The following is a 25,885-nucleotide window of genomic DNA, read 5'->3' on the forward strand; positions in this document are numbered from 1 at the left end:
CAGGAGTTCCACATGGGAAAGATCATCGGCATTGACTTGGGCACCACGAATTCGTGCGTGTCGGTCATGGAAGGCAACACCACCCGCGTCATCGAGAACGCGGAAGGCGCCCGCACCACGCCGTCCATCATTGCCTACCAGGAAGACGGCGAGATCCTCGTCGGCGCGTCGGCCAAGCGCCAGTCGGTCACCAACCCGAAGAACACGATTTACGCGGTGAAGCGCCTGATCGGCCGCAAGTTCTCCGAGAAGGAAGTGCAGAAGGACATCGATCTGATGCCCTACGCCATCACCGCCGCCGACAACGGCGACGCGTGGGTGGAAGTGCGCGGCAAGAAGCTGGCACCGCAGCAGGTCTCGGCCGAGATCCTGCGCAAGATGAAGAAGACGGCCGAGGACTACCTCGGCGAAGAAGTGACCGAGGCCGTCATCACGGTGCCGGCCTACTTCAACGACGCCCAGCGCCAGGCGACCAAGGACGCCGGCCGCATCGCCGGCTTGGACGTCAAGCGCATCATCAACGAGCCCACCGCCGCAGCCCTGGCCTTCGGCCTGGACAAGCACGGCAAGGGCGACCGCAAGATCGCCGTCTATGACCTGGGTGGCGGCACGTTCGACGTGTCCATCATCGAGATCGCCGATGTCGACGGCGAGAAGCAGTTCGAAGTGCTGTCGACCAACGGCGACACCTTCCTGGGCGGCGAAGACTTTGACCAGCGCATCATTGACTACATCGTCACCGAGTTCAAAAAGGAACAAGGCGTCGACCTGACCAAGGACGTGCTTGCCCTGCAACGCCTGAAGGAAGCCGCCGAGAAGGCCAAGATCGAGCTGTCCAACTCGTCGCAGACCGACGTCAACCTGCCCTACATCACGGCAGACGCGACCGGCCCGAAGCACCTGAACGTCAAGCTGACCCGCGCCAAGCTGGAGTCGCTGGTGGACGAGCTGATCGAGCGCACGATGGCGCCCTGCCGCATCGCCATCAAGGATGCCGGCGTGTCGGTCAGCGACATCGACGACATCATCCTGGTCGGCGGCATGAGCCGCATGCCCAAGGTGCAGGAGAAGGTCAAGGAGTTCTTCGGCAAGGAGCCGCGCAAGGACGTGAACCCCGACGAGGCCGTGGCCGTCGGTGCCGCCATCCAGGGCCAGGTCCTGGGCGGCGAGCGCAAGGATGTGCTGCTGCTGGACGTCACCCCGCTGTCGCTCGGCATCGAGACGCTGGGCGGCGTGATGACGAAGATGATCAAGAAGAACACGACCATCCCGACCAAGTTCGCGCAGACCTTCTCGACCGCTGACGACAACCAGCCGGCCGTGACGATCAAGGTCTACCAGGGTGAGCGCGAGCTGGCCCAGGCCAACAAGTCGCTGGGCGAGTTCAACCTCGAAGGCATCGCGCCGGCTGCACGCGGCACGCCGCAGATCGAGGTCAGCTTCGACATCGACGCCAACGGCATCCTGCACGTCGGCGCCAAGGACAAGGGCACCGGCAAGGAAAACAAGATCACCATCAAGGCGAACTCGGGCCTGAGCGAGGCCGAGATCGAGAAGATGGTGAAGGACGCCGAAGCCAACGCGGCCGACGACAAGAAGAAGGTCGAGCTGGTGCAGGCCCGCAACCAGGCCGACGGCCTGGTGCACAGCGTGCGCAAGTCGCTGAGCGAGCATGGCGACAAGCTCGAAGCGGCCGAGAAGGACGCGATCGAGGCTGCCGCCAAGGACGTGGAAGAAGCCATCAAGGGCGACGACCAGGCCGCCATCGAGGCCAAGACCGAGGCGCTGATGACGGCCAGCCAGAAGCTGGGCGAGAAGATCTACGCCGACCAGCAAGGTGCGCAAGCAGCCGCGGCCGCAGCCGGTGCGGGCGCTGCCGAGCAGCCCCAGGCTGCACCGCAGAGCGAGGCCAAGCGCCCGGCCGACGACAACGTCGTGGATGCCGAGTTCAAGGAAGTCAAGGACGGCAAGTAAGTCCTCGATGACCCGGCCCGGCGGTGCTGCGAAGCGCCGCCGGGCCTTTGCCCTTCAAAGAACACAGCATGGCTTCCAAGCGCGATTACTACGAAATCCTCGGCCTCGCGAAGAACGCGACCGAGGAGGACATCAAGAAGGCCTACCGCAAGCTGGCCATGAAGCACCACCCCGACCGCAACCAGGGCGACGGGGCGAAGAAGTCCGAGGAACAGTTCAAGGAGGTCAAGGAGGCCTACGAGATGCTGTCCGACGCGCAGAAGCGCGCGGCCTATGACCAGTACGGCCACGCCGGCGTCGATCCCAACATGGGCGGCGGGCGCGGCGGCCCGGGCACGGAAGGCTTTGGCGGCTTTGCCGAGGCCTTCGGCGACATCTTTGGCGACATCTTCGGCGGCCAGGGCGGCGGCCGTCGCCCGGGCGCGGGTGGCCAGCAGGTCTACCGCGGCAGCGACCTCAGCTACGCGATGGAGATCACGCTCGAAGAGGCCGCACGCGGCAAGGAAACGCAGATCCGCATTCCCAGCTGGGAAGGCTGCGAGACCTGCGGCGGCTCGGGCGCCAAGCCCGGCACGTCGGCCAAGACCTGCGGCTCCTGCCAGGGCTCGGGCACGGTGCACATGCGCCAGGGCTTCTTCAGCATCCAGCAGACCTGCCCGCACTGCCACGGCAGTGGCAAGATCATCCCGGACCCCTGCACGACCTGCAACGGCCAGGGCAAGGTCAAGAAGCAGAAGACGCTGGAGGTCAAGATCCCGGCCGGCATCAACGAGGGCATGCGCATCCGCTCGGCGGGCAATGGCGAGCCCGGCGTGAACGGCGGCCCGGCGGGTGACCTCTACATCGAGATCCGCATCAAGCAGCACGACCTCTTCGAGCGCGATGGCGACGACCTGCATTGCACGATGCCGGTCTCGATGGTCACGGCCACGCTGGGCGGCAGCATCGAGGTGCCCACGCTGGGCGGCAAGGCCGAGATCGAACTGCCCGAGGGCACGCAGCACGGCAAGACCTTCCGCCTGCGCGGCAAGGGCATCAAGGGCGTGCGCTCCAGCTACCCGGGCGACCTCTACTGCCACATCGCCATCGAGACGCCGGTCAAGCTCACCGAGCACCAGAAGAAGCTGCTCAAGGAACTGGACGAGTCGCTCAAGAAGGGCGGCGAGCGGCACTCGCCGAACGCCAAGAGCTGGACGGATCGGGTCAAGGACTTGTTCAAGTAAGCGCGCGTCACCTCACGCAGCCGCAGCGCCCGCAAGGGCCCTGCGGCTTTTTCTCGCCCAGCGGTATTGCGTAACCAGAAATGACCGCGCGTCGGAAATCACGGAATGCCCCGATAGCGCGCGTTAACCAGCTCACCAGTCTTGACTGGCAACGCCTAAAGTCATCCGACTGTCACTCGATGACTCATAAGTGATGCTTCGCACGCGATTTCCGATCAAAACCCATGGCTCGGTGCCGGGGAAGGACGTCGCATGTTCCTGATGGATCAGACCATCCAGGCCGCGTCGGCGCTGATCATCGACAGCAATGCCAACTCGCGCAGCCTGATGTCGGCCCAACTGCGTGACCTGGGCGTGGGCACCGTGCGCCAGACACCGCGCGTGAAGGATGCGCGCGTGATGCTGGAGCACCAGAGCTTCGACATCGTGCTGTGCGACTACCACTTCGACGCCAGTGACACGTCCGGCCAGGACCTGCTGGACGAGTTGCGCCGCGAAGGCTTGCTGCCCTACTCCACCGTGTTCGTCATGGTGACCAGTGAGGCCACCTACGCCAAGGTGGCCGAGGCTGCCGAGGCCGCGCTGGACGCCTACCTCATCAAGCCCTACACCAGCGCCAACCTGGCCGAGCGGCTGGCCAGCGCGCGCCAGCGCAAGCGCTTGATGAAGGACATCTTCGAGGCCATCGAGAACCAGGACTTCGAGACCGCCGCCAACCTGTGCCTGGCGCGCTTCGAGGCCAAGGAGAAATACTGGCTTTACGCCGCGCGCATCGGCGCCGAGTTGCTGCTGCGCCTGAAGCGCTTCCCCGACGCCAAGGTCCTCTACGAGGCCATCATCGCCGCCAAGACCGTGCCCTGGGCGCGGCTGGGCGTGGCGCGCACCGAGGTGGCCAGCGGCAACCTGCAGGCGGCACGGCGCACGCTTGAGAACCTCATCGGCGAACTGCCCGACTACGCCGACTCGCACGACCTGATGGGCCATGTGCAGATGGAGCAAGGCGACCTGCGCGAGGCGCTGAAGACCTACCAGACCGCCGCCACCCTGACGCCCGGCTGCCTGCTGCGCCTGCAACGCTGCGGCTCGCTGGGCTTTTACGCTGGCCAGCGCGCCGAGGCGCTGAAGATGCTGGAGCGCGCCATGTCGCAAGGCCTGCGCTCCAAGCTCTTCGACATGCTCAGCCTGGTGCTCATCGGCCTGATGCGCTTCGACAACAAGGACCACAAGGGTTTCAAGTACGCCCACGACTCCCTGGCCGCCGCGCTGGAGCGCGCGCCTGGCTCCATCCGGCTGCAGCGCTTCGACCTGGTCTTCCGCGGCCTGGCCTTCCTGCTGGAGCGGCGCGTGGGCCAGGCTCTCGTCGTCGCACGCGAGTTCACCGGCCACGCCGACGCCGGCAACTTCGACCTCGAAGCCGCCTCGCTGCTGACGGCGCTGTGGATTCGCCTGTCCAGCCAGGAGGTGGAGCTGGAAGAGATGATGCCCATCTTGCAAGGCCTCGGCATGCGGCACTGCACGGCCAAGGCCAGCACCGAGATCCTCGTCGCCATCGTCGAGGTCCACCAGGGCGCGGCCGACCAGTTCCGCGACTGCCACCAGAAGATCTTCAATGTCGCCGAGACGGCCATGCGCCACTCGATGCGCGGCAGTCCCAAGGTGGCCGTGGAGTTGCTGATCCAGCAGGGCGAGACGACGCGCAACGCCAAGCTCATCGACATGGCGGCCCTGGTGCTGAAGCGCCACACCGACAAGATCGAGGATGCCGACCAACTGGCCGTGCGGATTGACGACCTGTTCGGCCGCTTCGTGAAGCCCATGGCCGCCGGCTCGTCCAAGCCCCGCGCAGCGGGTGGCATGGCACTGCGCACCGCAGCTGCTGCCACGGCCGAAGCCACCGCCTGAGCTCGCCCGCGTATCACCCGAGGGCCGCCGTCATGCGGGGCCGCGAGAATGCGCGCCGAAGCTGCTTCCTGCCCTCTCTCCGATGTCCCTGTTCAAGCGCCTGCTGGCCTGGTTTCGCCCCGACACCTCGCGTCCCCTGACCCAGGCCTGGCTGGCCGCCCTGTGGATGGGCCTGTTGGCCAACTGGCCGCTGTGGCAGCAACTGCACGGCATGGCCGATGTGCGCCCTCTCTTCACGCTGGCATTCGCCGGCATGGTCACCGCCGCCACCGGCGCGCTGCTGAGCCTGCTGGCCTGGCCGCGCCTCATCAAGGGCGTGCTCGTCGTGCTGCTGTTGAGCGCCGGCGCGCTGGCCTATTTCATCGGCAGCTACGGCATCGTCTTCGACCCCACCATGGTCGTGAACATGGCGCAGACCGATGTGCGCGAGACGCGCGACCTGCTGAGCTGGCGCCTGCTTGCCAGCATCGCGCTGCTGGGCGCCCTGCCCGCCTGGTGGCTGCTGCGCCGGCCTGCCGCGCCCAAGCAGGCGCTGGTGAAGCGCCTGAGCGGCAACGTTGCGGCCTTTGCGCTGGGCATAGGCGTGATGGTGCTGCTGGCGTTGAGTGTGTTTGCCGACCTGTCGTCGACGATGCGCAACTACAAGACCATCCGCTACATGGTCACGCCGCTGAACGCGGTCTATTCGATCAGCAGCGCCGCGCTGCGCCGCCAGGCCGCGCCGAGCGGCCCGCCGGCCGTCATCGGCGCGGACGCCCGCCTGCTGCCGCGCGCTGCAGGGTCCAAGCCGCCGCTGTTGCTGCTCGTCGTCGGCGAAACGGCGCGGGCCATGAACTTCAGCCTCAACGGCTATGCACGACCCACCAACCCGGAGCTGGGCAAGCTGCCAGTGTTGAGCTTCACGCAGGTCTCGTCCTGCGGCACGAGCACGGCGGCGTCCCTGCCCTGCATGTTCTCGCCGCTGGGCCGCGAGGCCTTTGGCGACGTCAAGGGCACGCAGGAAAACCTGCTCGACGTGCTACAGCGCGCCGGGCTGGCCGTGCTGTGGCTGGACAACCAGAGCGGCTGCAAGGGCCTGTGCGACCGCGTGCCGAACAGCTTCACGGCCAAGCTGCCCGACGGCGCGGCACAGCTGCCGCCGGGCCTGTGCGACGGTGAAGAGTGCTTCGACGAGTCGCTTCTGCACGAGCTGGACAAGCGCATCGCCGCGCTGGACCCGGAGCGCGTCAAGCGCGGCCTCGTGCTCGTCATGCACCAGATGGGCAGCCACGGTCCGGCCTACTTCAAGCGCTCGCCGCCCGACCTGAAACCCTTCCAGCCCGAGTGCAGGAGCAACGCGCTGCAGCAGTGCCCGCGCGAGCAGGTCGTCAACGGCTACGACAACACCCTTGCGACGACCGACCGCCTGCTGGCCCGGTCCATCGCCTGGCTGCAGACGCAGAGCAGCCGCTTCGACGCCGGCATGCTCTACGTGTCCGACCACGGCGAGTCGCTGGGCGAGAACGGCCTCTACCTGCACGGCATGCCCTATGCGATGGCACCGGCCGAGCAGACGCACGTGCCGATGGTGCTGTGGGTGCCCGAGGATGGCGGCGTGGCCGCATCACTGAAGCCGGGCTGCCTGGCCGCGCTGCGCGACAAGCCGGCCTCACATGACAACCTCTTCCACACCGCCATGGGCTGGGTGGGCGCGCGGGCGGATGTCTACAAGGCGGAGTGGGATCTGCTGGCGGGCTGTCGAAACTGAAGACCTTGCGGGACAGACCGCTCGATCGCAGCGAGTAGCTCTGTCCCCAACTGGCTAGAAAAGGTCGCCCTGCGCCGACGCCTTGCGCGGCCGTTTGAACAGCGCCAGTTGCACCGGCCGCCGCTCGGTGCGCAGCCCCAGCTTGGTGACCATCCGCCGCAACCGCGCGCGCAGCAGGTCGGCCCAGATGCCCTCGCCACTGAAGCGCGTACCGAAGCGCGCGTCGTTGTCCTTGCCACCACGCATGTCGCGGATGCGCGCCATCACGCGCTCGGCACGGTCGGGGAAGTGGCGTTGCAGCCAGTCCTGGAACAACGGGTTCACCTCCCAGGGCAGGCGCACCGGGATGCTGAAGGCGCTGCTCGCACCGGCCGCCACGGCGGCCTCCAGGATGCGCTCCAGCTCCGGCTCGTTGATGAAGGGAATGATGGGCGACACGCTGACGCCGACCGGCACGCCAGCCTCGGCCAGCGCCTGAATCGTGCGCAGCCGCCGTGCCGGTGCGGCGGCACGCGGCTCCAGGATGCGGGCGAGATCGTTGTCCAGCGTGGTGATGGACAGGTAGACCGACACCAGGCCCTGCGCCGCCATCGGCGCGATGAGGTCCAGGTCGCGCTCGATGCCGCTGCTCTTGGTGACGACCGAGAACGGATGGCTGCACTCGGCGAGCACCTCGACGATGCGCCGCGTGATGCCCAGCCTGCGCTCGACAGGCTGGTAGGCGTCCGTGGCCGTGCCCAGCACCAGCGAGCGCGGCTCGTAGCGCGGCGAAGCCAGCGTCTCGCGCAGGCGCTCCGCCGCGTTGACCTTGGCGACGATGCGGGTCTCGAAGTCCAGGCCCGGCGACATGTTCAGGTAGCTGTGCGTGGGCCGGGCAAAACAGTAGACGCAGCCATGTTCGCAGCCGCGGTAGGGGTTGATGGAGTAGTCGAAGGAGATGTCCGGCGACTGGTTGCTGGTGACGATCTTCTTGGCGTGTTCCTCGATGACCTGGGTGGCGACCGGCAGATGCTCCTCGGCGGCGTCCTGGTCCAGCGATCCCCAGCCGTCGTCGTACTGCTCGCGCTCGCGCTGCTCGAAGCGATGCGGCATGGCTGTCGCCGTGCCGCGGCCCTTGATGGAGTCCACGGGCACGAGTCCCGGCTGAGCGGCGGCAATGCGGATCGGTGCGGGCGACATACTGTAAATATATACAGTATTTCGCTGTGATCCAGCTCATTTTTTGAGGCCCTGACGACCGGTGCAGTCGTCGACAACCGGTTTTTTCCTGACCCCATTTCATGGCGGCTGCTAGGTAGTTATCAGCAGGCTAACCGATGAAGGTTCGGTGGACAGTCGAGTCATGACCCAGGCGGCCCACCCCGAACTCAAGCTGCTCGTCGTCGACGATGACCAGGAATCGGCAGAGTCCCTGGCGTTCTGCCTTCAGCTCGAAGGCCGCAGGGTCCAGTACGCCACATGCGGCGAAGGGGCCCTCAGGCTGGCAGAGACGTTCACGCCCGACGTCGCCTTGATCGACATCTTCATGCCTGGGGTGGACGGCCACGCGCTCGCGGCGGAGCTGCGCAGGCGCTTCGGCAGCAAGATCGTCGTCATCGCCGTCACCGGCGCGCTCAAGAGCGTCGAACTGGACGCCTTCGACGCCCATCTGATGAAGCCTATCAACTTCAGCCAGCTGGATGCGCTGCTCACGCAGCACCGCCCCAGCGCCTGATCAGTACTCGTCCCGCTCGACGCCGACATAGCCAGGCGCGAGGTTTTCGAACTTGGTGTGCATGCGCTGGAACATCAGCTTCACCGTGCCCACCGGGCCGTTACGCTGCTTGGCGATGATGATCTCCGCCACGCCGGGTTCCTTGCACTCTTCCTTGGTGTAGTACTCGTCGCGGTAGATGAACATGATGATGTCGGCATCCTGCTCGATGGCGCCGGACTCGCGCAGGTCGGACATCATGGGCCGCTTGTCGGGCCGCTGCTCCACCGAGCGGTTCAGCTGCGACAGCGCGATGACGGGGCACTTCAGCTCCTTGGCCAGCGCCTTCAGGCCGCGCGAGATCTCGCCGATCACCGTCGCGCGGTTCTCCTCGCTGGCGCCGCCGTTGCCGCTCATCAGCTGCAGGTAGTCGACGACGATCAGGCCAAGCTGGCCGCAGATGCGCGCCTGGCGCCGCGCGCGGGCACGCACCTCGGACGGGCTCAGGCCCGGGCTCTCGTCGATGAAGATGCTGGCTTTGCCGAGCTTGTCGACCGCTTCGGAGAGCCGCCCCCATTCGTCATCCGCCAGCTTGCCGGTGCGCAGATGGCTCTGGTCGATGCGGCCGATAGAACCCACCATCCGCAAGGCCAGCTGGGCAGCGCCCATTTCCATCGAGTAGATGACGACGGGCAGGCCCTCGTTGATGGCCACGTTCTCGGCGATGTTGACGGCGAACGCCGTCTTGCCCATGGACGGGCGCGCGGCCAGCACGATGAGGTCGCCGGGTTGCAGGCCGGCCGTCTGCTTGTCCAGGTCATAGAAGCCGGTGCGCACACCGGTCACGTCCTGGGCGCCGCTCTCGGCCAGCTCGTTGACGCGGTCGATCAGCGCCACCACCAGGTTGTCCATGCTTTGGAAGCCCTGGCGGTTGCGCGAGCCTTCCTCGCCAATGCGGAAGATCTTGCCCTCGGCCTCATCAAGGATCTGCGTGACCGCGCGGCCCTGCGGGTTCATCGCGGCGGTGGCAATCTCGTCGCTGGTGGCCACCAGCTTGCGCAGGATGGCGCGCTCCCGGACGATCTCCGCATAACGACGCAGATTGGCGGCACTGGGCACGCTTTGCGCGATCGAGTTCAAGTACGACAGGCCGCCGCACTCCTCGGCGCGGCCGACCGAAGTCAGCTCGTCGAAGACCGTGACGACGTCCGCCGGCTTGCCCGCGTTGATGAGCTTGCCGATGGCGGCAAAGATGTGCTTGTGCTCGAAGCGGTAGAAATCGCTGTCGGTCAGCAGATCGCCCGCGCGGTCCCAGGCGGAGTTGTCGATCAGCAGGCCACCAAGCACGCTGTACTCGGCCTCGACCGAGTGCGGCGGCACGCGCAGTCGTGCGACTTCGTCGTCATGGGGTGCGGAGGAAGAGGTCGGGAAGATCGCTGACATCGCTTGTGGATAAAGCTGTGGACGAACTGGGAGCAGGCGGTGGATCGGGCGGGAAAACTCGATCCGGAAAGACAGAAGGCCGAAACCCTGAGGTTTCGGCCTTCGTTAGGTTGTAGCCCTGTTGGGCTACTTCACCATTAGGGCGATTACTCGACCGCGGCCACGACCTGGACGTTGATCTCGACGACCACGTCGGTGTGCGCAGCCACGCCAACCGAGAACTCGCCCACGTTCTTCAGCGGGCCGTTCGGCAGGCGCACTTGCGACTTGGCGATGGCCGTGCCGGCCTTCGTCAGCGCCTCGGCGATGTCGGCATTGGTCACCGAACCGAACAGACGGCCGTCAACGCCAGCCTTCTGGGCGATGCGAACGGTGCTGCCAGCCAGCTTCTCGCCGAGCTTCTGGGCTTCCGCCAGCTTTGCAGCGGCGATCTTTTCCAGTTCGGCGCGCTTGACTGCGAATTCCTTGATCGCGGCTTCGGTCGCACGGCGTGCGGCCTTGGTCGGGATCAGGAAGTTGCGGGCGTAACCGTCCTTGACCTTGACGACGTCGCCGAGGTTGCCGAGGTTGGACACTTTTTCGAGCAGGATCACTTGCATGTCGTCAGCTCCTTAGACCTTGTGCTGGTCGCTGTACGGCAGGAAGGCCAGGAAGCGCGCGCGCTTGATGGACACCGTCAGCTGACGCTGGAAGAAAGCGCGCGTGCCGGTCAGGCGAGCGGGCGTGATCTTGCCGTTTTCGGAGACGAAATCGCGCAGCGTGTCGATGTCCTTGTAGTCGATCTTTTCGACACCGGCGACGGTGAAGCGGCAGAAACGCTTACGACGGAACAGCAACGATTGTTGGTTGCGCTTGGGCTTCTTGTCTTTGGAGAAGCGACCTTTACCACGTGGCGGGGGCATAGAGGACCTCTGTTAAATCTATCCGGATTCAATGATTTCCGGGTTCTTGTGGAGCAGCGGGTTCGATCACGGTGACATGGGCGATGAAGCCCCGACCGTTGCGCTGGTGGGTCAGGAAGCCACGGAACACCGCGACACCACCGACTCCCAACGCCTGCAACTGCTTGGCCAATTCGCCCACCGCGACCGCTTTGATCTCCAGGGAGACCTTGCGCGGCTTGCCGGCTTCGATGACTTCGGACTCGGCCTTGAGGCTTGCGTCCAGGGCCATCAGCCCGGCGGGTGTGTAGCGAACTTGTCCGAGTTGCTGGATCTGCGCCTTCAGGTGAAGTTGGTTCACGCCGTTGGCACGCTGCTCGAAAAACCTGGTTCTTTAGCGATGAGCGTCAGCTCAGGCCGCTTCTTGCTGTTGCGGCGCCTTGCGGGCTTCTTCGCGCTCGACGGCCTTCATCATGACCGAGGGGGTCGTGACGGCCTTGTCCTGGACCACGGTGAGGTGGCGCAGCACGGCGTCGTTGAAGCGGAAGCCGGTCTCGAGCTCAGCCAGGATTTCCTTGCTGACTTCGATGTTCAGGCACAGGTAATGGGCCTTGGCGAGCTTCTGGATCTGGTAGGCCAGCTGACGGCGGCCCCAATCTTCGACCCGGTGCACGACACCACCACCGGTGGTGATCAGGCCCTTGTAGCGCTCCAGCATGGCCGGAACTTGTTCGCTTTGATCCGGATGGATCAGCAGAACGATTTCATAGTGACGCATGTGTACTCCTTGTGGGTTCCAGCCAGGCGTGTTCGAAAGTGAACTCCCGGCTGAGGAAGCCGCGCCACGGCGTCGACGCGTGGTTACGGCAAGGGGGAACCAAGGATTCTAGCCCGGAAGGGGCGAATGGCCTAATCGGCCTTTTGCGGGCCGAGCGCCGGGCCGCTCCCAAGCCGGCCCGCCTTTGGCGATGTGATTGCCGATCAAACCGGCAAGCATCGCCTTCCCCTCGGGGGAACGGCCAAGGTACTCCGTGGACGAGGGGCTTCAGGGTCTGCTGCGCAGCGCGTCGACAAACTCGCGGTCGCGCTGCGTGGGTGCAGCGGTCAAAAGGCTGACCAATACCAGGGCCAGCGCACCGGCCGGCACGCCGAATAGGCCGGCCGAGGCGGGATGGATGCCCCAGACCAGCGTCGCCGGCCCGGGCAGGCCGATCAGTGCCCGCAGCGACGGGTGGGCAATGAACAGATAGACCAGGCAGACGATCAGGCCGGTCAGCATGCCGGCCAGAGCACCGGCGCGGTTGGCACGTCGCCAGAAGACGCCGGCGACAAGCGCCGGGAAGAAGGTCGACCCGGCGATGGAGAAGGCCGCCGTGACGACGGCCAGGATGTCTGCCGGCCGGCTGGACGCCACCGCCGCCGCCGCCAGCGCCGCCGCCAGCAGCAGCGCCTTGGACAGCGTCACCCGCCGTGTGCGCGAGGCCTCGGGGTTGATGGCCTTGTAGTAGAGGTCGTGCGACAGCGCACTGGAGATGGCCAGCAGCAGGCCGTCGGCCGTGGACAGCGCCGCCGCCAAGCCGCCAGCCGCCACCATGCCCGAGATGACATAGGGCAGCCCGCCCAGCTCGGGCATCACGAGCATGACGAGGTCGGGGTGCAGGCGCAGCTCGCCCAGTTGCAGCCGGCCGTCGCCGTTCAGGTCTACGGCCGATAGCAGGGCCGGGTCGACGCGCTGCCACTGGCGTATCCAGGCCGGCAACTGGTCGAAGCTCGTGCCGACCAGGCTGTTGAACACCTCGGTCTTGACCATCACGGCCAGGGCCGGCGCGGTCAGGTAGAGCAGGCAGATGAAGACCAGCGACCAGGCCACCGACTGGCGCGCCGTCGCGACCGAGGTGGTCGTGTAGTAGCGCGTCAGCAGATGCGGCAGGCCGGCCGTGCCGACCATCAGGCAGAGCACGAGGGCGATGAAGTTGCGCCGGCCGGCGCTGGCCTGATCGCGCTCGCTGGGGCTTCCGTCGGGGTTGCCGGCAAAGGGCTGCATATGCGGCGCCAGCCCCGACAGCGGCTGGGCGTACTGGGTCTCGCTGACGAGCTCGCGTCGCCAGCGCTCCTCGGCTTCGGCCGGCGTGGCCGGTAATGCGGCGCGCTGCTTCTCGGCGGCCTGGATGCGGGCCAGGGGCGCGTCGCTGGCCTTCAGGGCCGACACGCTGGCGGCCGCCCTCGCCTGCTCGTCAGCGAGCGCCTTGGGGACATCGGCCAGGCGCTCGGCAGTGGCGTCGGCGCGCCGCTGGTGGATGGCGCGCACTTGCAGCTCGGCCGGATCGCGGATCAGCTCGCGCTCGCGCTCGGCAAGCTGATGCAGCTGCTGGCCATAGACGAGCTGCGGCAGCGGCCAGCCAGTCTGCTTCACGCTCAGCCAGATGACCGGCACCAGGTAGGCCAGGATCATGATGAGGTACTGCGCCACCTGCGTCCACGTGACGGCGCGCATGCCGCCGAGGAACGAGCAGACCAGCACGCCGCCCAGGCCGACGAAGACGCCGACCTCGAAGCCCAGGCCGGTCAGCCGCGTCGTGATGAGGCCGACGCCGTAGATCTGCGCGACCAAGTAGACGAAGGACACCAGGATGGCCGCCGACGCGCCGACCAGGCGCAGCGTGCGGCTCTGGAAGCGCTCGGCGAGGAAGTCGCCGATCGTGTATTGCCCGAAGCGGCGCAGATAGGGCGCGATGCACAACGCCACCAGCACGAAGCCGCCGCTCCAGCCCAGCACATAGGCCAGGCCCGCGTAGCCGCTGGCGTAGAGCGTGCCGGCCAGGCCGATGAAGGTGGCCGCACTCATCCAGTCCGCACCGGCCGCCATGCCGTTGTACATCGGCGGCACGCGGCGGCCGGCGACGAAGTATTCGGCCGGGTCGGTCGTGCGGCAGAGGATGCCGATGACGGCGTAGACCAGCACCGTCGCCCCGAGGAAGGTGTAGCCGATCCAGGCCTTGGGCAGGCCGCGCTGTTCGGCCAGGCCGAGGCCGACCACCAGCGCGATGAAGCTCAGCGCGAAGATGACGTAGCGGCGATGAAGATGGCGGGCGGACACGGCCCGCATCATCGGCAACAAAAAGCCCGGGCTCCCCTGAGGAGAACCCGGGCCGATCTTCAGTGCCGAAGGCTTACTTGGCGGCCAGGCGCTGCCAGGTCTCGATGACCGTGTCGGGGTTCAGCGAGATCGACACGATGCCTTCCTCGGCCAGCCAGTCGGCGAAGTCCGGGTGGTCGCTGGGGCCCTGGCCGCAAATGCCGATGTACTTGCCGGTGGCGCGGCAGGCACGGATGGCGCGCGAGATCATGGCCTTGACGGCCGGGTCGCGTTCGTCGAAGTCGCCGGCCAGTTGCTCCAGGCCCGAGTCGCGGTCCAGGCCCAGCGTCAGCTGCGTCAGGTCGTTGGAGCCGATGCTCATGCCGTCGAAGTGCTCCAGGAACTGCTCGGCCAGGATGGCGTTGCTCGGCACTTCGCACATCATGATGATGCGCAGGCCGTCAACACCGCGCTTGAGGCCGCGCTCGGCCAGCATTTCAACCACGCGCGCGGCCTGCTTCACGGTGCGCACGAAGGGCACCATGATCTCGATGTTGTCCAGGCCCATGTCCTTGCGCACGCGCTTGAGGGCCTCGCATTCCATCGCAAAGGCGTCCTGGAACTCGCCGCTGATGTAGCGAGACGCACCGCGGAAACCCAGCATGGGGTTCTCTTCGTCCGGCTCGTAGCGGCTGCCGCCGATGAGCTTGCGGTACTCGTTGCTCTTGAAGTCCGAGAGGCGAACGATGACCGGGCGCGGGAAGAAGGCAGCCGCGATGGTGGCGATGCCTTCGGCCAGCTTGTCGACGTAGAAAGCACGCGGCGAGGCGTGGCCACGGGCGACAGACTCGACGGCCTTCTTCAGGTCGGCGTCGATGTTCGGATAGTCCAGGATGGCCTTGGGGTGGACGCCGATGTTGTTGTTGATGATGAACTCGAGCCGCGCCAGGCCCACGCCGCCCGAGGGCATCTGCGCGAAGTTGAAGGCCAGTTGCGGGTTGCCCACGTTCATCATGATCTTGATGGGGCAGTACGGCAGTTCGCCGCGATGCACCTCGCTGATCTCGGTCTCCAGCAGGCCGTCGTAGATGTAGCCGGTGTCGCCCTCGGAGCAGGCGACCGTGACGAGCTGGCCGTCCTTCAGCAGATCGGTCGCGTCGCCACAGCCGACCACGGCCGGGATGCCCAGCTCGCGCGCAATGATGGCCGCGTGGCAGGTGCGGCCGCCGCGGTTGGTGACGATGGCCGAGGCGCGCTTCATGACCGGCTCCCAGTTCGGGTCTGTCATGTCCGTGACCAGCACGTCGCCCGGCTGCACGCGGTCCATCTCGGCCACGCTCTCCACCAGCCGCACGGGGCCCGTGCCGATCTTCTGGCCGATGGCGCGGCCCTCGGCCAGCACGGCGCTGTGGGCCTTGAGCTTGTAGGCCAGCTCGACCTGGCCGGCGGACTGGCTCTTCACCGTCTCCGGGCGGGCCTGCAGGATGTAGATCTTGTTGTCCACGCCGTCACGGCCCCACTCGATGTCCATCGCGCGGCCGTAGTGCTTCTCGATGATCAGCGCGTACTGGGCCAGCTCGGTGACCTCGGCGTCGTTCAGCGAGTAGCGGTTGCGGGCTTCAACGGCGGTGTCCACCGTCCTGACCAGCTTGCCGGACGCGGCCTTCTCTTCAGGCGACGCGAACTCCATGCGCAGCAGCTTGGAGCCCAGGTTGCGGCGGATGATGGCCAGCTTGCCGGCCTTCAGCGCGGGCTTGTGGACGTAGAACTCGTCCGGGTTCACGGCACCCTGCACCACCGTCTCGCCCAGGCCGTAGCTGGACGTGATGAAGACGACTTCCTGGAAGCCGCTCTCGGTGTCGATGGTGAACATGACGCCGGCCGAGCCGAGGTCGCTGCGCACCATGCGCTGCACGCCGGCGGACAGCGCCACGTCGTTGTGGGCGAAGCCCTTGTGCACGCGGTAACTGATGGCGCGGTCGTTGTAGAGCGACGCGAACACCTCGCGCATCTTGTGCAGCACCTCGTCGATGCCGACGACGTTCAGGAAGGTTTCCTGCTGGCCGGCGAAAGAGGCGTCGGGGAGGTCCTCGGCGGTGGCGGACGAGCGCACGGCGAAGGACACGCCTGGGTTGTCGGCGGTGAGCTGCGCGAACGACGAGCGCACGCCGGCTTCCAGGTCGGCCGGGAAGGGCTGGTTCTCGATCCAGCCGCGGATCTCGGCACCGACCTCGGCCAGCGCACGGACGTCGTCGGTGTTGAGCGTGCTCAACCGCGCCGCGATGCGCGCGTCGAGCCCCTCGTGCCTGAGGAACTGCCGGAAGGCGTGCGCCGTGGTGGCGAACCCTCCGGGGACGCGCACGCCGCTGGCGGCGAGCTGCGAGATCATTTCGCCGAGGCTGGCGTTCTTGCCGCCAACTGCCTCGACATCGGTCATCCTCAGATTCTCAAACGGTACGACCAGGGCGGTCGCCTCGAACAGGGTGGACATGGGGAAACTCCGGGAGGTTGAAAAACCGGTGTCGTCGCGTCGTCCTGGCCCGGCGCCGAGCAGAGATGCTCAAGGCAGGCGCCGCTCCACCCATTTCTGGATTCTTCTTGGAGGGTGGCGGCGCGCATGGGGCTGATCGCGAGGAATAGCGGCGGATTCTAGGCGGTCCGTACCGGCGTGTAACTCACAGGCCCTGTGCACAATGACCGCGTGCCTGCAAATCCCGAAGTCAACCCGCACTACCTCGAACACGTGATCCACACGTCCGAGACCAAACCCGTCGAAGCCAGCGAGGACATCCTCAGTCACAACGGCATCAAGCTGCTCGCCAAGGGTGCCCAGATCAACGCCAAGGTGCGCGACCGCCTGCTTATGCACAAGCTGCAGAAGCCCCTCGAAAACTGTATCCAGGTCGTCGACGGGGTCATGCCCGAGAGCCTCGGGCCGATCGGCGAGGCGCTGCTGGCCCAGCACCCGCTGCTCAAGGCCCTCTGCGCCCACGACCTCTACCCCAGCGCGCCGACGACGCTGGCCACGCTCAAGCTCAGCGGGCCGATGCAGTCGCTGCTGACCGTCTACGCCGAGCACCAGGGCGACCGGCTCAAGCACACGGTGGGCGTGGCCATGCTGGCCCTGGCGCTGGCGCGACGCATGCTGCCGGGCGAGACCGAGCAGCACCGCATGCTGGGCCTGGCCGGGCTGGTGCACGACATCGGCGAGCTCTACATCGACCCGAACCTGATCCGCGGCGGCACGCCCTTCGGCCCGGCGGAATGGCGCCATGTGGCCTCGCACCCCTTGGTGGGCGAGCGCGTGCTGCGCGGCATGGTCGGCGCCGGCAAGGCCATCGCCCAGGCCGTGCTGCACCACCACGAGCGGCTGGACGGCTTTGGCTACCCGCGCGGCGTGCAGGGCAAGGCGCTGCCGTTAACGGGCCAGATCCTGGCCGCCGCCGAGTGGCTGATGGGCCTCATCGAGACCGGTCTCACGCCGATGACGCGCGCCAGCGTCGCCACCAAGCTCATCCCCGGCGAGTTCAGCCGCGAGCTGACCGGGGCGATCGCCACAGCAGCGGCCTCACTGCCGCAGTCGGTGCCGCGCTCGGAGCCGGATGCCGTCCAGGAGGCCATCCCGCGCGTCGTGCGCATCGCCGCCGTGCTGCGGCGCTTCACCGACGCCCGACTCTGGCTGGACGAGCGCATCAAAGCCGCCCGGCCTGCGCTGCGTGCCGTGCTGGAGGCCGCCCTGAAACGGCTGTTGCGCATCCAGACCGCCTTCTCCAGCACCGGCCTGGACGCGCACGCGCCCGACGATCTTGTGGCCGTGCTGTCCGAGCAGCGCGACGCTGAGTTGCAGACCGAGCTGATAACCGTCGTGGCCGAGCTGGAATGGCGGCTGCGTGAGCTGGAGCGCGAGTCCATGCTGCGTGCCGGCCTGCTGCCTCCCGCCGAGGTGGCCGTCATGCGCGAGCTGATGGACCGCATCAAGGGAGAGGCCTGAATCGGGCGTGGCATCATGGTCTCGCTGTTGAACTCCGCGAGCCGTCACCATGATCGCCAGAACCGTCTACTTCGTCTCTGACGGCACCGGCATCACCGCCGAAACCTTCGGCAACTCCATCCTGGCGCAGTTCACGATCAAGGCCCGCCATGTGCGCCGGCCCTTCGTCGATTCGGCCGAGAAGGCCCATGCCGTCGTCGCCGAGATCAACGAAACGGCTGTGCGCGAGGGCCAGACCCCCATCGTCTTCGCCACCCTCGTGGACCGTGACGTGCTGAAGATCGTGCGCGAGTATTGCCAGGGCCGCGTGATGGACATGTTCGGCACCTTCATCGAGCCGCTGGAGGAAGAGTTCGGCATCAAGAGCAACCACCGCGTGGGCCGCTTCTCCGACGTTGCGCAGAGCCAGGAGTACCACGACCGCATCGAGGCCATCAACTTCTCGCTGGCCCACGACGACGGCCAGAGCAGCAAGAACCTCGACGTGGCCGACGTCATCCTCGTCGGCGTGTCGCGCTCGGGCAAGACGCCGACGTCGCTCTACCTGGCCATGCAGCACGGCATCAAGGCCGCCAACTACCCGCTGATCCCCGAGGACTTCGAACGCCGCAAGCTGCCGCCGTCGCTGGTGCCGCATCGGCGCAAATGCTTCGGTCTGACCATCGACCCGGAGCGCCTGTCCTCCATCCGCAACGAGCGCCGCCCCGGCAGCAAGTACGCCGACGTGCTGAACTGCCGCTACGAGGTCAACGAGGCCGAGGCCATGATGAAGCGCGACGGCATCTCCTGGCTGTCGTCCACGCACAAGTCCATCGAAGAGATCGCGACGACCATCCTGCGCGACATCCGGCCGGATCGGCTGATGTACTGATGCCAGCCTCGGCACTCGCGCTCGTCCTCGTCGCCGCCCTCCTCCACGCGCTCTGGAACCTGGCCGCCAAGAAATGGGGCGGTGGGCCGCATTTCGTGTTCGCCTGCGCCGTCGGCGTCGTGCTGTTCTGGCTACCGGCGGTGCTGTGGATAGGCCTGGGCGAGCTGCCGCACTGGTCGGCGCTGGCCTGGGGCTTCGTCGTCGCCAGCGCCGTCGTCCACCTGCTGTACTTCAACTGCCTGATTGCCGGCTACCGGGCCAGCGACCTCACCGTCGTCTATCCGGTTGCGCGCGGCACCGGGCCGCTGCTGTCCGCCACTGCGGCCGTGTTGCTGCTGGACGAGCACTTGGGCGCACTCGGCGTGCTGGGGCTGGCCGGCGTGGTGGGCGGCATCCTGCTCATCACGATGGGCCCGCGCCTGCTCGGCCGGGGCGTGGACCCCGAGGTCACCGCCGCCCTGCGCCGCCGCAGTGGCGTGTACTGGGGCGTGGCCACCGGCGCGCTGATCGCCGGCTACACGGTGCTGGACGGCTACGCGGTCAAGATCCTGGCCGTGTCGCCGCTGCTGCTGGACTACTGCGGCAACGTGCTGCGCGTGCCGATGCAGCTGCCCGTCGTGCTGCGCAACCGGCACAGCTTCAAGGCCGAGATGCGGCGCACCTGGAAGGGCGTGCTGGCCGTCGCCACCATCAGCCCGCTGGCCTACGTGCTGGTGCTGCTGGCCGTGCGCGATGCGCCGCTGTCGCGCGTGGCGCCGGCGCGCGAGGTGTCGATGCTGTTCGCGGCGCTGCTGGGTGGGCAGTTGCTGGGCGAAAGGGAAAAGGGCTGGCGCATTGCCGGTGCCGCGTTGATCGGCGCAGGCGTCATCGCGCTGGCGGTCTGACTCAGGGAATCCGGTAGAACGGGTTCGGCAACAGGAAGGCCTTCTCGGCGTAGCCACCGGCTAGGTCGCTGGGCTGGTCGCCCACGGTGGCGAGGATCTGGTAGCCCTGCATGACGATGCGGGCGCGCTCACCAGCCTTGAAGCTCGCGGCGGAATAGGCGCTGTGCGAACCGTCCGGGCGCAGCACGACCTGGGCCCAGCCGTCGTAGCCCGCCACGCGCAGGTTGGCCTCCGTGGCGGCGCGCTCGGCCTCCTTGCGGCCGGTGATGAAGAACACGGCCACGCCGGCGCCGCGTGCGGCCTTGTAGAGCTTCAGCGTCGCAGCGATTGCCGGCGCGCGGCCCTGAGCGTCCCAGGCGAGCGCACCGCAGGCCGTGCCGGCCGCCGTCGTGCAGTCGCCGTTGACGATGTAGCCGAAATCGTTCTGGGCCATCTGGCCCCAGTTGTCCAGCGAGGTCTCGTCGATGTCCAGCACCAGCGCCGGCTTGGGCACCTGCTTGGCGCGCGACAGCACCCACGCCGTCGCAGCCTCGTCCACCTCGGCCTGGTCGCGCGCGTAGCCACCGTCGCGGTAGGCCTTGAACTGGGCCTTCAGCTCGCCCAGGTTGGTGGTCGGCTGCAAGCCTTTCTCCGCGCTGGGCCACGGCGTGGAGGCCGCGGGGGCGCTGCATGAGCCCGCCGCGAAGGTCTCGTTGAGCAGGCGGGCCAGGCGCACGCCGCCCAGCGCCAGTTGCTGATCCAGCACCGGCAGCACGGCCGCGTAGTAGGCGTCGTCGATGGTGCCGTCCACCGGGATGAGCTGGTAGTTCCAGATCAGTTCACCGACGGCATGCGACTGGATGGCCCAGTCCGCAGGCTGGTCGCCACCGCTCTTCAGGTCGAAGTCCTGCGTCGCCAGCAGCGTCTTCTCCAGGCGGTCGACATAGGCACCCCAGTCCCAGACCGTGCGGCGGATCAGCCCGGAGTCCCACAACGAGTGCAGATTGCCGCTCTCCAGCGCGCAGGCGCCCTTGCAGGTCTGGCCGTGCAGGCTGCCGTGCACCTTGAAGCCGTTGCCGCCCTCCAGATCGCCCGTGGCATGCAGGGGCTGATGCAGGTCGCCGACGAAGTGAACGACGTAGCGCAGCGCCTCGCGCCGGGCCTGTTCGGTCGGCCCGCAGCGCAGGGCCTGTTGGGCGCGTTGCAGCGCCTTCACGACGCAGTCACCCTTCTCCGATGGTTCGCAGTGGGCCTTCTCGTCGTACTCGTGCACGCCGCGCGGGATGTCGACGAAGTGCAAGTTGAAGTCGCCCTTGCGCTCGCCGCGCACGTCGTCGGCCCAGCTGGCGACCGAGGCCAGGCTGGCGCCGGCCTGCAGCTTGGCGACACCGGCGGCCGCAGCGGGCGTGAGCCGGCGCTGCGCGATCTCGGCCACGATGGAATGGCCCTCTTGCCCCCAGGCGTGGCACAGGGCGGGCGCGAAGGCCAGCGCGGCGATGGCGGCGAGCCGGCGAAGCGTTGGAAGAGTGAAGGCGCGCATGGTCGGTCTAGGCGGCAGCAAGACCAGCGAGTGTCCACCGCCCGCGCCGGCGACCGCGCAAAGAAGTGTGCTCAGCCGCGCAGCTCGACGGCGCGGCGGTTACCGCGAACGGCCAACCCAGCGCCCGCCCCGGCATCCCGCCGACAGGGCTCTCGACAAGCGGTCATCGTTGCCATATATGTCCGGTTGGTAGATCACGTCATCCAGCACTGGCCGCCCGTTTTCCAACACCATCGTTGCCGCCACAAGCCACGTCTCGACAGGGTATCCGGGCTCTCCCGTGCGCAGGCGCAGCACGACTCGAGTCACACCTTTGCCCATCGGCGTGACGCTGTCGATGTCGAACTCGCGCGGCGCCGCCTTCTCGGAATCACCCGAAAAGATGTCCAGCTCCAGCCATGCGAACAGAGGCTTCAGATCGCGGCGGGGGTACTGGCGATACCAATCCTTGCCGCAGCTCAGCCCAAGTTTCAGCCGGCCATGCAATGCCTTGCTGAGATAGGGCGAGAACACCTTCATGTCTTCACCCCAGGGGATGCCGATTGGACGGCGGGCGATCACCTCGGTGTAGAGGTCCGTCACCTTCCTCTTCGCGTCGGCCAATTCCTCCTCGCGCTGCTGCCAGGAGGCGCTGTGTGCCGACGCCAGCAACAGCGTCGACAAGCAAAGCGCTGCGCATTGCCTGATTCCCATTCGTCCTCCTCAGCCCCCGAGCAACGCGCGGTAGACGTCCAGATACCGCCCTACCGCAGCGTCCCAGCCGAAGCGCTGCCGCATCGCCGATGTGCGGACACGCGCCCAATATTCCGGCCGGCTCCACAGCGCGAAGGCGCGGCGCAGCGCGCGGCGGTAGGCGTCGGCGGTGAAGGCGTTGAAGACGAAGCCGGTCGCGGTACCGGCGGCGAGGTCTTCCAGCGTCGTGTCGACAACCGTGTCGCCCAGGCCACCGACGCGGTGGACCAGGGGCAGCGCGCCGTAGCTGAGGCCGTAGAGCTGGGTCAGGCCGCAGGGCTCGAAGCGACTGGGCACCAGCACCACGTCGCTGCCGGCGTAGATGCGGTGGGCCAGGCCTTCGTCCATGCCGGTGCGGCGGGCGATCTGGCTGGGGTGTTTGGCGGCGGCGTCGCCGAATGCGGCGTCCAGCCGGGCGTCGCCGCTGCCGAGGATGACGAGCTGGCCACCGGCGTCGATCAGGTAGCTCAAGGCCTCCAGCACCAGCGGCAGGCCCTTCTGCTCGGTCAGGCGACTGACGATGCCGAAGAGCGGCGCGTCGGGCTTCACGGCCAGGCCGCATTCGCGCTGCAACGCGGCTTTGCAGGCGGCCTTGCCGGCGGCGTCATTGGCGCTGTAGCGGGCGGCGATGGCGTCGTCCTGCTCGGGTGACCACACGTCGTAGTCCACGCCGTTCAGGATGCCGTGCAGCACGCCTGAACGATGGCGCAGCAGGCCGTCCAGGCCGCAGCCTTGCTCAAGCGTCTGGATCTCGCGGGCGTAGCTGGGGCTGACCGTCGTGATCGCGTCGGCGAAGTACAGGCCGGCCTTCATGAAGCTGACCTGGCCATAGAACTCCAGCCCATCGACGGCGTAGTGCGTCGGCCGCAGTCCCAACTCGTTGAACTTGTCGGCAGGGAACAGGCCCTGGTAGGCGAGGTTGTGGACGGTGAAGACCGTTCGCGCCTCGGTGCGGCGGCGCGAGCGGCTGGCGCTCACATGGGCGCAGGCCAGGCCGGCGTGCCAGTCGTGGGCATGGACGATCTCAGGCCGCCAGGTCGGGTCCACGCCCTCGGCCAGTCGGGCGGCGGCCAGCCCAAGCAGCGCGAAGCGGCGGTGGTTGTCGGCGTAGGCCACGCCCGCTGCATCTGCATAGGGGCTGCCGGGTCGGTCGAAGAGGCCGGGGGCGTCCAGAACGTAGACCGGCACATCGAAGCCCGGCAACCGGCCGCGCAGCAGCGCCGCCCTGCCCTCGCTCCATGGCAGCGCGACGGGGGCGACGGCGCATTCGTGGTTCAACGCGTCGCGAATGGCGGGAAAGCCGGGCAGGAGCAGGCGGGGCTCGGCGCCGGCTGCTGCCAATGCTGCGGGCAGCGCGCCGGCCACGTCGGCCAGGCCGCCGGTCTTCAGCAGCGGAAAGAGCTCCGCGCTGACCTGGAGAACACGCGTCACAACCTGGCCAGCATCTGCTTGGTGATGAGCACGACGCCGTTCTCCGTGCGCTCGAAGCGGGCGGCGTCCAGTGCCGCGTCTTCACCGACGACGAGGCCGTCGGGGATCTCGCAGGCGCGGTCGACGATGACCTTGGTGAGGCGGCAGTGGCGGCCCAGGCTGACGCCGGGCAGCAGCACGCTCTGGTGCACGTTGCAGAAGGAGCGGATGCGCACGTTGTTGAACAGCACCGTTGACACGACGTGCGAGCCCGAGACGATGCAGCCGGCGCTGACGATGGCGTTGACGGTCATGCCGTGCATGCCGTTGTGGTCGGGGATGAACTTGGCGGGCGGCAGCTGGCGCTGGTAGGTCCAAATGGGCCAGTCGGTGTCGTAGATGTCGAGCTCTGGGCTGATGGAGGCCAGGTCGAGGTTGGCGGACCAGAAGGCGTCCAGCGTGCCGACGTCGCGCCAGTAGGGCGCGGCGCCGTTGGGGTTGCCGATGCAGCTCATGCTGAAGGGGTGGGCCACGGCGCGGTCTTCGGCCACGATCTTGGGGATCACGTCCTTGCCGAAGTCGTGGCTGGAATTCGGATCGGCCAGGTCCTCCGCCAGCAAGCGGTAGAGGTAGTCGGCGTTGAAGATGTAGATGCCCATGCTGGCCAGGCAGACACTGTCGCGGCCGGGGATGGTGGGCGGGTTGGCGGGCTTTTCCTGGAAGGCGGTGATGCGGCGGTCGCCGTCCACGGCCATGACGCCGAAGGCGCTGGCCTCCGCCTTGGGCACCTCGATGCAGCCGACCGTGCAGCCGGCGCCGGTAGCGGCGTGGTCGGCCAGCATGCTGGAGTAGTCCATCTTGTAGATGTGGTCGCCCGCCAGCACGACGATGTAGTCGGCCTCGGTGCTCTGGATGATGTCGAGGTTCTGGTAGACGGCGTCGGCGGTGCCGCGGTACCAGCTCTCTTCGTCCACGCGCTGCTGGGCGGGCATCAGGTCGACGGTCTCGTTCAGCTCGGCGCGCAGGAAGCTCCAGCCGCGCTGGATGTGGCGCAGCAGCGAGTGGCTCTTGTACTGGGTGACGACGCCGATGCGGCGGATGCCGCTGTTGACGCAGTTGCTCAACGCAAAGTCGATGATGCGGAACTTGCCACCGAAGTAGACCGCCGGCTTGGCGCGCGAATCGGTGAGCTGCTTGAGGCGGGAGCCTCGACCGCCGGCCAGGACGAGGGCGATGGCGCGGCGCGCGAGCTGATGGGGCGAGGCAACGGGGGCCATGGATCGATCTCCACTGAACTGCAAACGCTTGCAGTTTGCACCGCCAAATGTGCCACCTCGCTGCGGGCTTCTCCTCAGGGCGTTGTTTCCGCGCCTTCGTCTGCAGCCGCCTGTGCGAGCGCGCGTTCGAAGGCACTGCGGCTGGGCGTTTCGACGAACACACAGCGCTTGCCATGGCGCTTGCAGTGGTCTTTCACGCGCCAGTAGGCGTCGTGGCTGATGCAGCCGGTCTGGCAGATGACGAGGTCGGCCGCGGCGAGTTGCGGTTCCAGCTGCGCCGGCTTGTGCTCGCTGCCGCCGTCGTGATGCAGGAACTGCCCGCCGCAGCCCTCCACCGCCTGGCGGTACTGCGGCACGCTGCCGCCGCGCCCGCCCACGCAGAGGATGACGCGGTGCACCAGGCTGACCGGCTCGGCCGCAATCTCCTCAGCGATGGGCGCGGGCTCGACGGCCTCGGCCACCACAGCCACACGCGCGCTCAGGCGGTTCACGTCGCGCTGCAGCGCCTGGTTGCGCTCTAGCTGGTCGGCCAGACGCTCGCGCAAGGCCTCGCGCTCGGGCAGGTCCGGCCGCGCTGCTTGCCATTGCTGGAGCTGCTCCTGCGCCTGCGCCAGTTGGGTCTGCAGGCCGATCTGCGCGGCGCGCAGCTGCATGCGCTCCTGCTCCCAGGCCTGCTGCTCGCGGGCGCGCTCCCGGCTCCAGGCCGTCACGCGCTGCTGCACCTCGGCGTAGTCGCGCGCCAGTGCCTGGTGCTCAATGGACAGCTCGCGGTGGGCAGCCAAGTCCACGCGCTGCGCGGCGCCCACCTGGTGCTGCAGCATGTGCACCTGGCCCAGCACGCGCATCTCCAGCCACTCGTCGCAGCGCGCGTGCGTGAGCGTGGCCCACAGCGCGCCGGCAATCTCGCCCTGGGCGGCGCGGTTGCGCCACCAGGTCATCAGCGACTCGCGGCACTTGGCCCGCGCGGCAGCGCGCACGTCGAGGGCGAAACGTTGCTCCAGGTCCTTCTGCAGCGCCTCGGCCAGGGCGTTGCGGCGGGCGCTGGCGGTGACGAGGCTGCAGTGAAGCGTGTAGTCATCCTCATCGCCCTGCAGCACCAACAGCTTCCGAGCGAGCACGCGCACGCGCTCCAGCGGCAGGCAGACACCGACGACCGGGCAATGCGCATGGCTGCCCAGCTCCCAGAGACGGCGGCGGCGCGAGCCGGCGATGAGCGGGGGCGGCGCGGCGTGGACGGCGCAACAGGCTTCAGCCATTCGAGA

21 protein-coding genes are annotated in these 25,885 nt (G+C 67.5%); 8 read left to right on the plus strand and 13 right to left on the minus strand.

Translation table 11 applies throughout. The features are described from left to right. Positions 1-12: 12 nt before the first annotated feature. From dnaK to ACXRVZ_RS00340, 4 genes are all read left to right on the plus strand, one after another. Complete coding sequence (gene dnaK, locus ACXRVZ_RS00325; RefSeq protein WP_457421582.1) at positions 13-1,974, plus strand: molecular chaperone DnaK; 1,962 nt, start codon at positions 13-15, stop codon at positions 1,972-1,974. A 68-nt stretch (positions 1,975-2,042) separates the two neighbouring features. Next, positions 2,043-3,197 (plus strand): molecular chaperone DnaJ, encoded by a 1,155-nt coding sequence (dnaJ, locus tag ACXRVZ_RS00330; RefSeq protein ID WP_457421580.1) that lies wholly within the window; start codon positions 2,043-2,045, stop codon positions 3,195-3,197. Between the two features lie 252 nt (positions 3,198-3,449). After that, entirely contained in the window at positions 3,450-5,099 is a 1,650-nt protein-coding gene (locus ACXRVZ_RS00335; RefSeq protein WP_457421578.1) for a response regulator, read from the plus strand. An 82-nt stretch (positions 5,100-5,181) separates the two neighbouring features. Beyond that, positions 5,182-6,846 (plus strand): phosphoethanolamine transferase, encoded by a 1,665-nt coding sequence (locus ACXRVZ_RS00340; RefSeq protein WP_457421576.1) that lies wholly within the window; start codon positions 5,182-5,184, stop codon positions 6,844-6,846. A gap of 54 nt (positions 6,847-6,900) precedes the next feature. Here the strand turns inward: ACXRVZ_RS00340 and ACXRVZ_RS00345 are convergent, their stop codons facing one another. Beyond that, positions 6,901-8,025, minus strand: coding sequence for a PA0069 family radical SAM protein (locus ACXRVZ_RS00345; RefSeq protein WP_457421574.1), 1,125 nt, complete (start codon positions 8,023-8,025; stop codon positions 6,901-6,903). A 148-nt stretch (positions 8,026-8,173) separates the two neighbouring features. Here ACXRVZ_RS00345 and ACXRVZ_RS00350 point away from each other — a divergent pair, with 148 nt between their 5' ends. Then, a complete protein-coding gene (locus ACXRVZ_RS00350) occupies positions 8,174-8,560 on the plus strand; it encodes a response regulator (protein ID WP_457421572.1) in 387 nt (128 codons plus the stop codon). Here the strand turns inward: ACXRVZ_RS00350 and dnaB are convergent, their stop codons facing one another. From dnaB to ppsA, 7 genes are all read right to left on the minus strand, one after another. After that, positions 8,561-9,982 carry a replicative DNA helicase gene (gene dnaB, locus ACXRVZ_RS00355; RefSeq protein ID WP_457421570.1) on the minus strand — a complete coding sequence of 474 codons (1,422 nt, stop codon included), beginning with the start codon at positions 9,980-9,982 and terminating at the stop codon, positions 8,561-8,563. Positions 9,983-10,128: 146 nt separating this feature from the next. Beyond that, positions 10,129-10,581 (minus strand): 50S ribosomal protein L9, encoded by a 453-nt coding sequence (rplI, locus tag ACXRVZ_RS00360; RefSeq protein ID WP_457421568.1) that lies wholly within the window; start codon positions 10,579-10,581, stop codon positions 10,129-10,131. Between the two features lie 12 nt (positions 10,582-10,593). After that, a complete protein-coding gene (gene rpsR / locus ACXRVZ_RS00365; protein ID WP_348011635.1) occupies positions 10,594-10,884 on the minus strand; it encodes a 30S ribosomal protein S18 in 291 nt (96 codons plus the stop codon). Between the two features lie 28 nt (positions 10,885-10,912). Then, positions 10,913-11,224 carry a primosomal replication protein N gene (gene priB / locus ACXRVZ_RS00370; protein WP_457421566.1) on the minus strand — a complete coding sequence of 104 codons (312 nt, stop codon included), beginning with the start codon at positions 11,222-11,224 and terminating at the stop codon, positions 10,913-10,915. Positions 11,225-11,275: 51 nt separating this feature from the next. Then, positions 11,276-11,641: a 30S ribosomal protein S6 gene (gene rpsF / locus ACXRVZ_RS00375; RefSeq protein WP_457421564.1), complete on the minus strand. Its 366-nt coding sequence runs from the start codon at positions 11,639-11,641 to the stop codon at positions 11,276-11,278. Positions 11,642-11,908: 267 nt separating this feature from the next. After that, positions 11,909-13,969: a VC_2705 family sodium/solute symporter gene (locus ACXRVZ_RS00380; RefSeq protein ID WP_457421562.1), complete on the minus strand. Its 2,061-nt coding sequence runs from the start codon at positions 13,967-13,969 to the stop codon at positions 11,909-11,911. A 64-nt stretch (positions 13,970-14,033) separates the two neighbouring features. Further along, positions 14,034-16,430 (minus strand): phosphoenolpyruvate synthase, encoded by a 2,397-nt coding sequence (ppsA, locus tag ACXRVZ_RS00385; RefSeq protein ID WP_457421560.1) that lies wholly within the window; start codon positions 16,428-16,430, stop codon positions 14,034-14,036. Between the two features lie 210 nt (positions 16,431-16,640). Between ppsA and ACXRVZ_RS00390 the strand changes: the two genes are divergently transcribed. Genes ACXRVZ_RS00390 through ACXRVZ_RS00400 form a run of 3 tightly spaced genes read left to right on the plus strand, consistent with a single transcriptional unit; the run spans position 16,641 to position 19,685 of the window. Then, complete coding sequence (locus ACXRVZ_RS00390) at positions 16,641-17,930, plus strand: HD-GYP domain-containing protein (RefSeq protein ID WP_457421558.1); 1,290 nt, start codon at positions 16,641-16,643, stop codon at positions 17,928-17,930. 49 nt (positions 17,931-17,979) lie between these two features. Continuing rightward, a complete protein-coding gene (gene ppsR, locus ACXRVZ_RS00395) occupies positions 17,980-18,801 on the plus strand; it encodes a posphoenolpyruvate synthetase regulatory kinase/phosphorylase PpsR (RefSeq protein ID WP_457421556.1) in 822 nt (273 codons plus the stop codon). After that, positions 18,801-19,685 (plus strand): EamA family transporter, encoded by an 885-nt coding sequence (locus tag ACXRVZ_RS00400; RefSeq protein WP_457421554.1) that lies wholly within the window; start codon positions 18,801-18,803, stop codon positions 19,683-19,685. Before ppsR ends, ACXRVZ_RS00400 begins: the two co-directional genes overlap by 1 nt. Before the next feature lies 1 nt (position 19,686). Here the strand turns inward: ACXRVZ_RS00400 and ACXRVZ_RS00405 are convergent, their stop codons facing one another. The 5 genes from ACXRVZ_RS00405 to ACXRVZ_RS00425 form a co-directional block, all read right to left on the minus strand. Next, entirely contained in the window at positions 19,687-21,204 is a 1,518-nt protein-coding gene (locus tag ACXRVZ_RS00405) for a S1/P1 nuclease (protein ID WP_457421552.1), read from the minus strand. A 99-nt stretch (positions 21,205-21,303) separates the two neighbouring features. Then, complete coding sequence (locus tag ACXRVZ_RS00410) at positions 21,304-21,867, minus strand: hypothetical protein (RefSeq protein ID WP_457421550.1); 564 nt, start codon at positions 21,865-21,867, stop codon at positions 21,304-21,306. A 39-nt stretch (positions 21,868-21,906) separates the two neighbouring features. After that, positions 21,907-23,367, minus strand: a complete 1,461-nt coding sequence (glgA, locus tag ACXRVZ_RS00415; protein WP_457421548.1) for a glycogen synthase GlgA — start codon at positions 23,365-23,367, stop codon at positions 21,907-21,909. Beyond that, on the minus strand, positions 23,364-24,623 hold the full coding sequence (gene glgC, locus ACXRVZ_RS00420; protein WP_457421546.1) for a glucose-1-phosphate adenylyltransferase: 1,260 nt from the start codon (positions 24,621-24,623) through the stop codon (positions 23,364-23,366). The genes glgA and glgC overlap by 4 nt, the downstream gene beginning before the upstream one ends. 74 nt (positions 24,624-24,697) lie before the next feature. After that, positions 24,698-25,879, minus strand: coding sequence for a DUF2325 domain-containing protein (locus tag ACXRVZ_RS00425; RefSeq protein ID WP_457421544.1), 1,182 nt, complete (start codon positions 25,877-25,879; stop codon positions 24,698-24,700). Positions 25,880-25,885: the final 6 nt, after the last annotated feature.

The sequence above is a fragment of the Roseateles sp. P5_E8 genome, assembly GCF_054177665.1.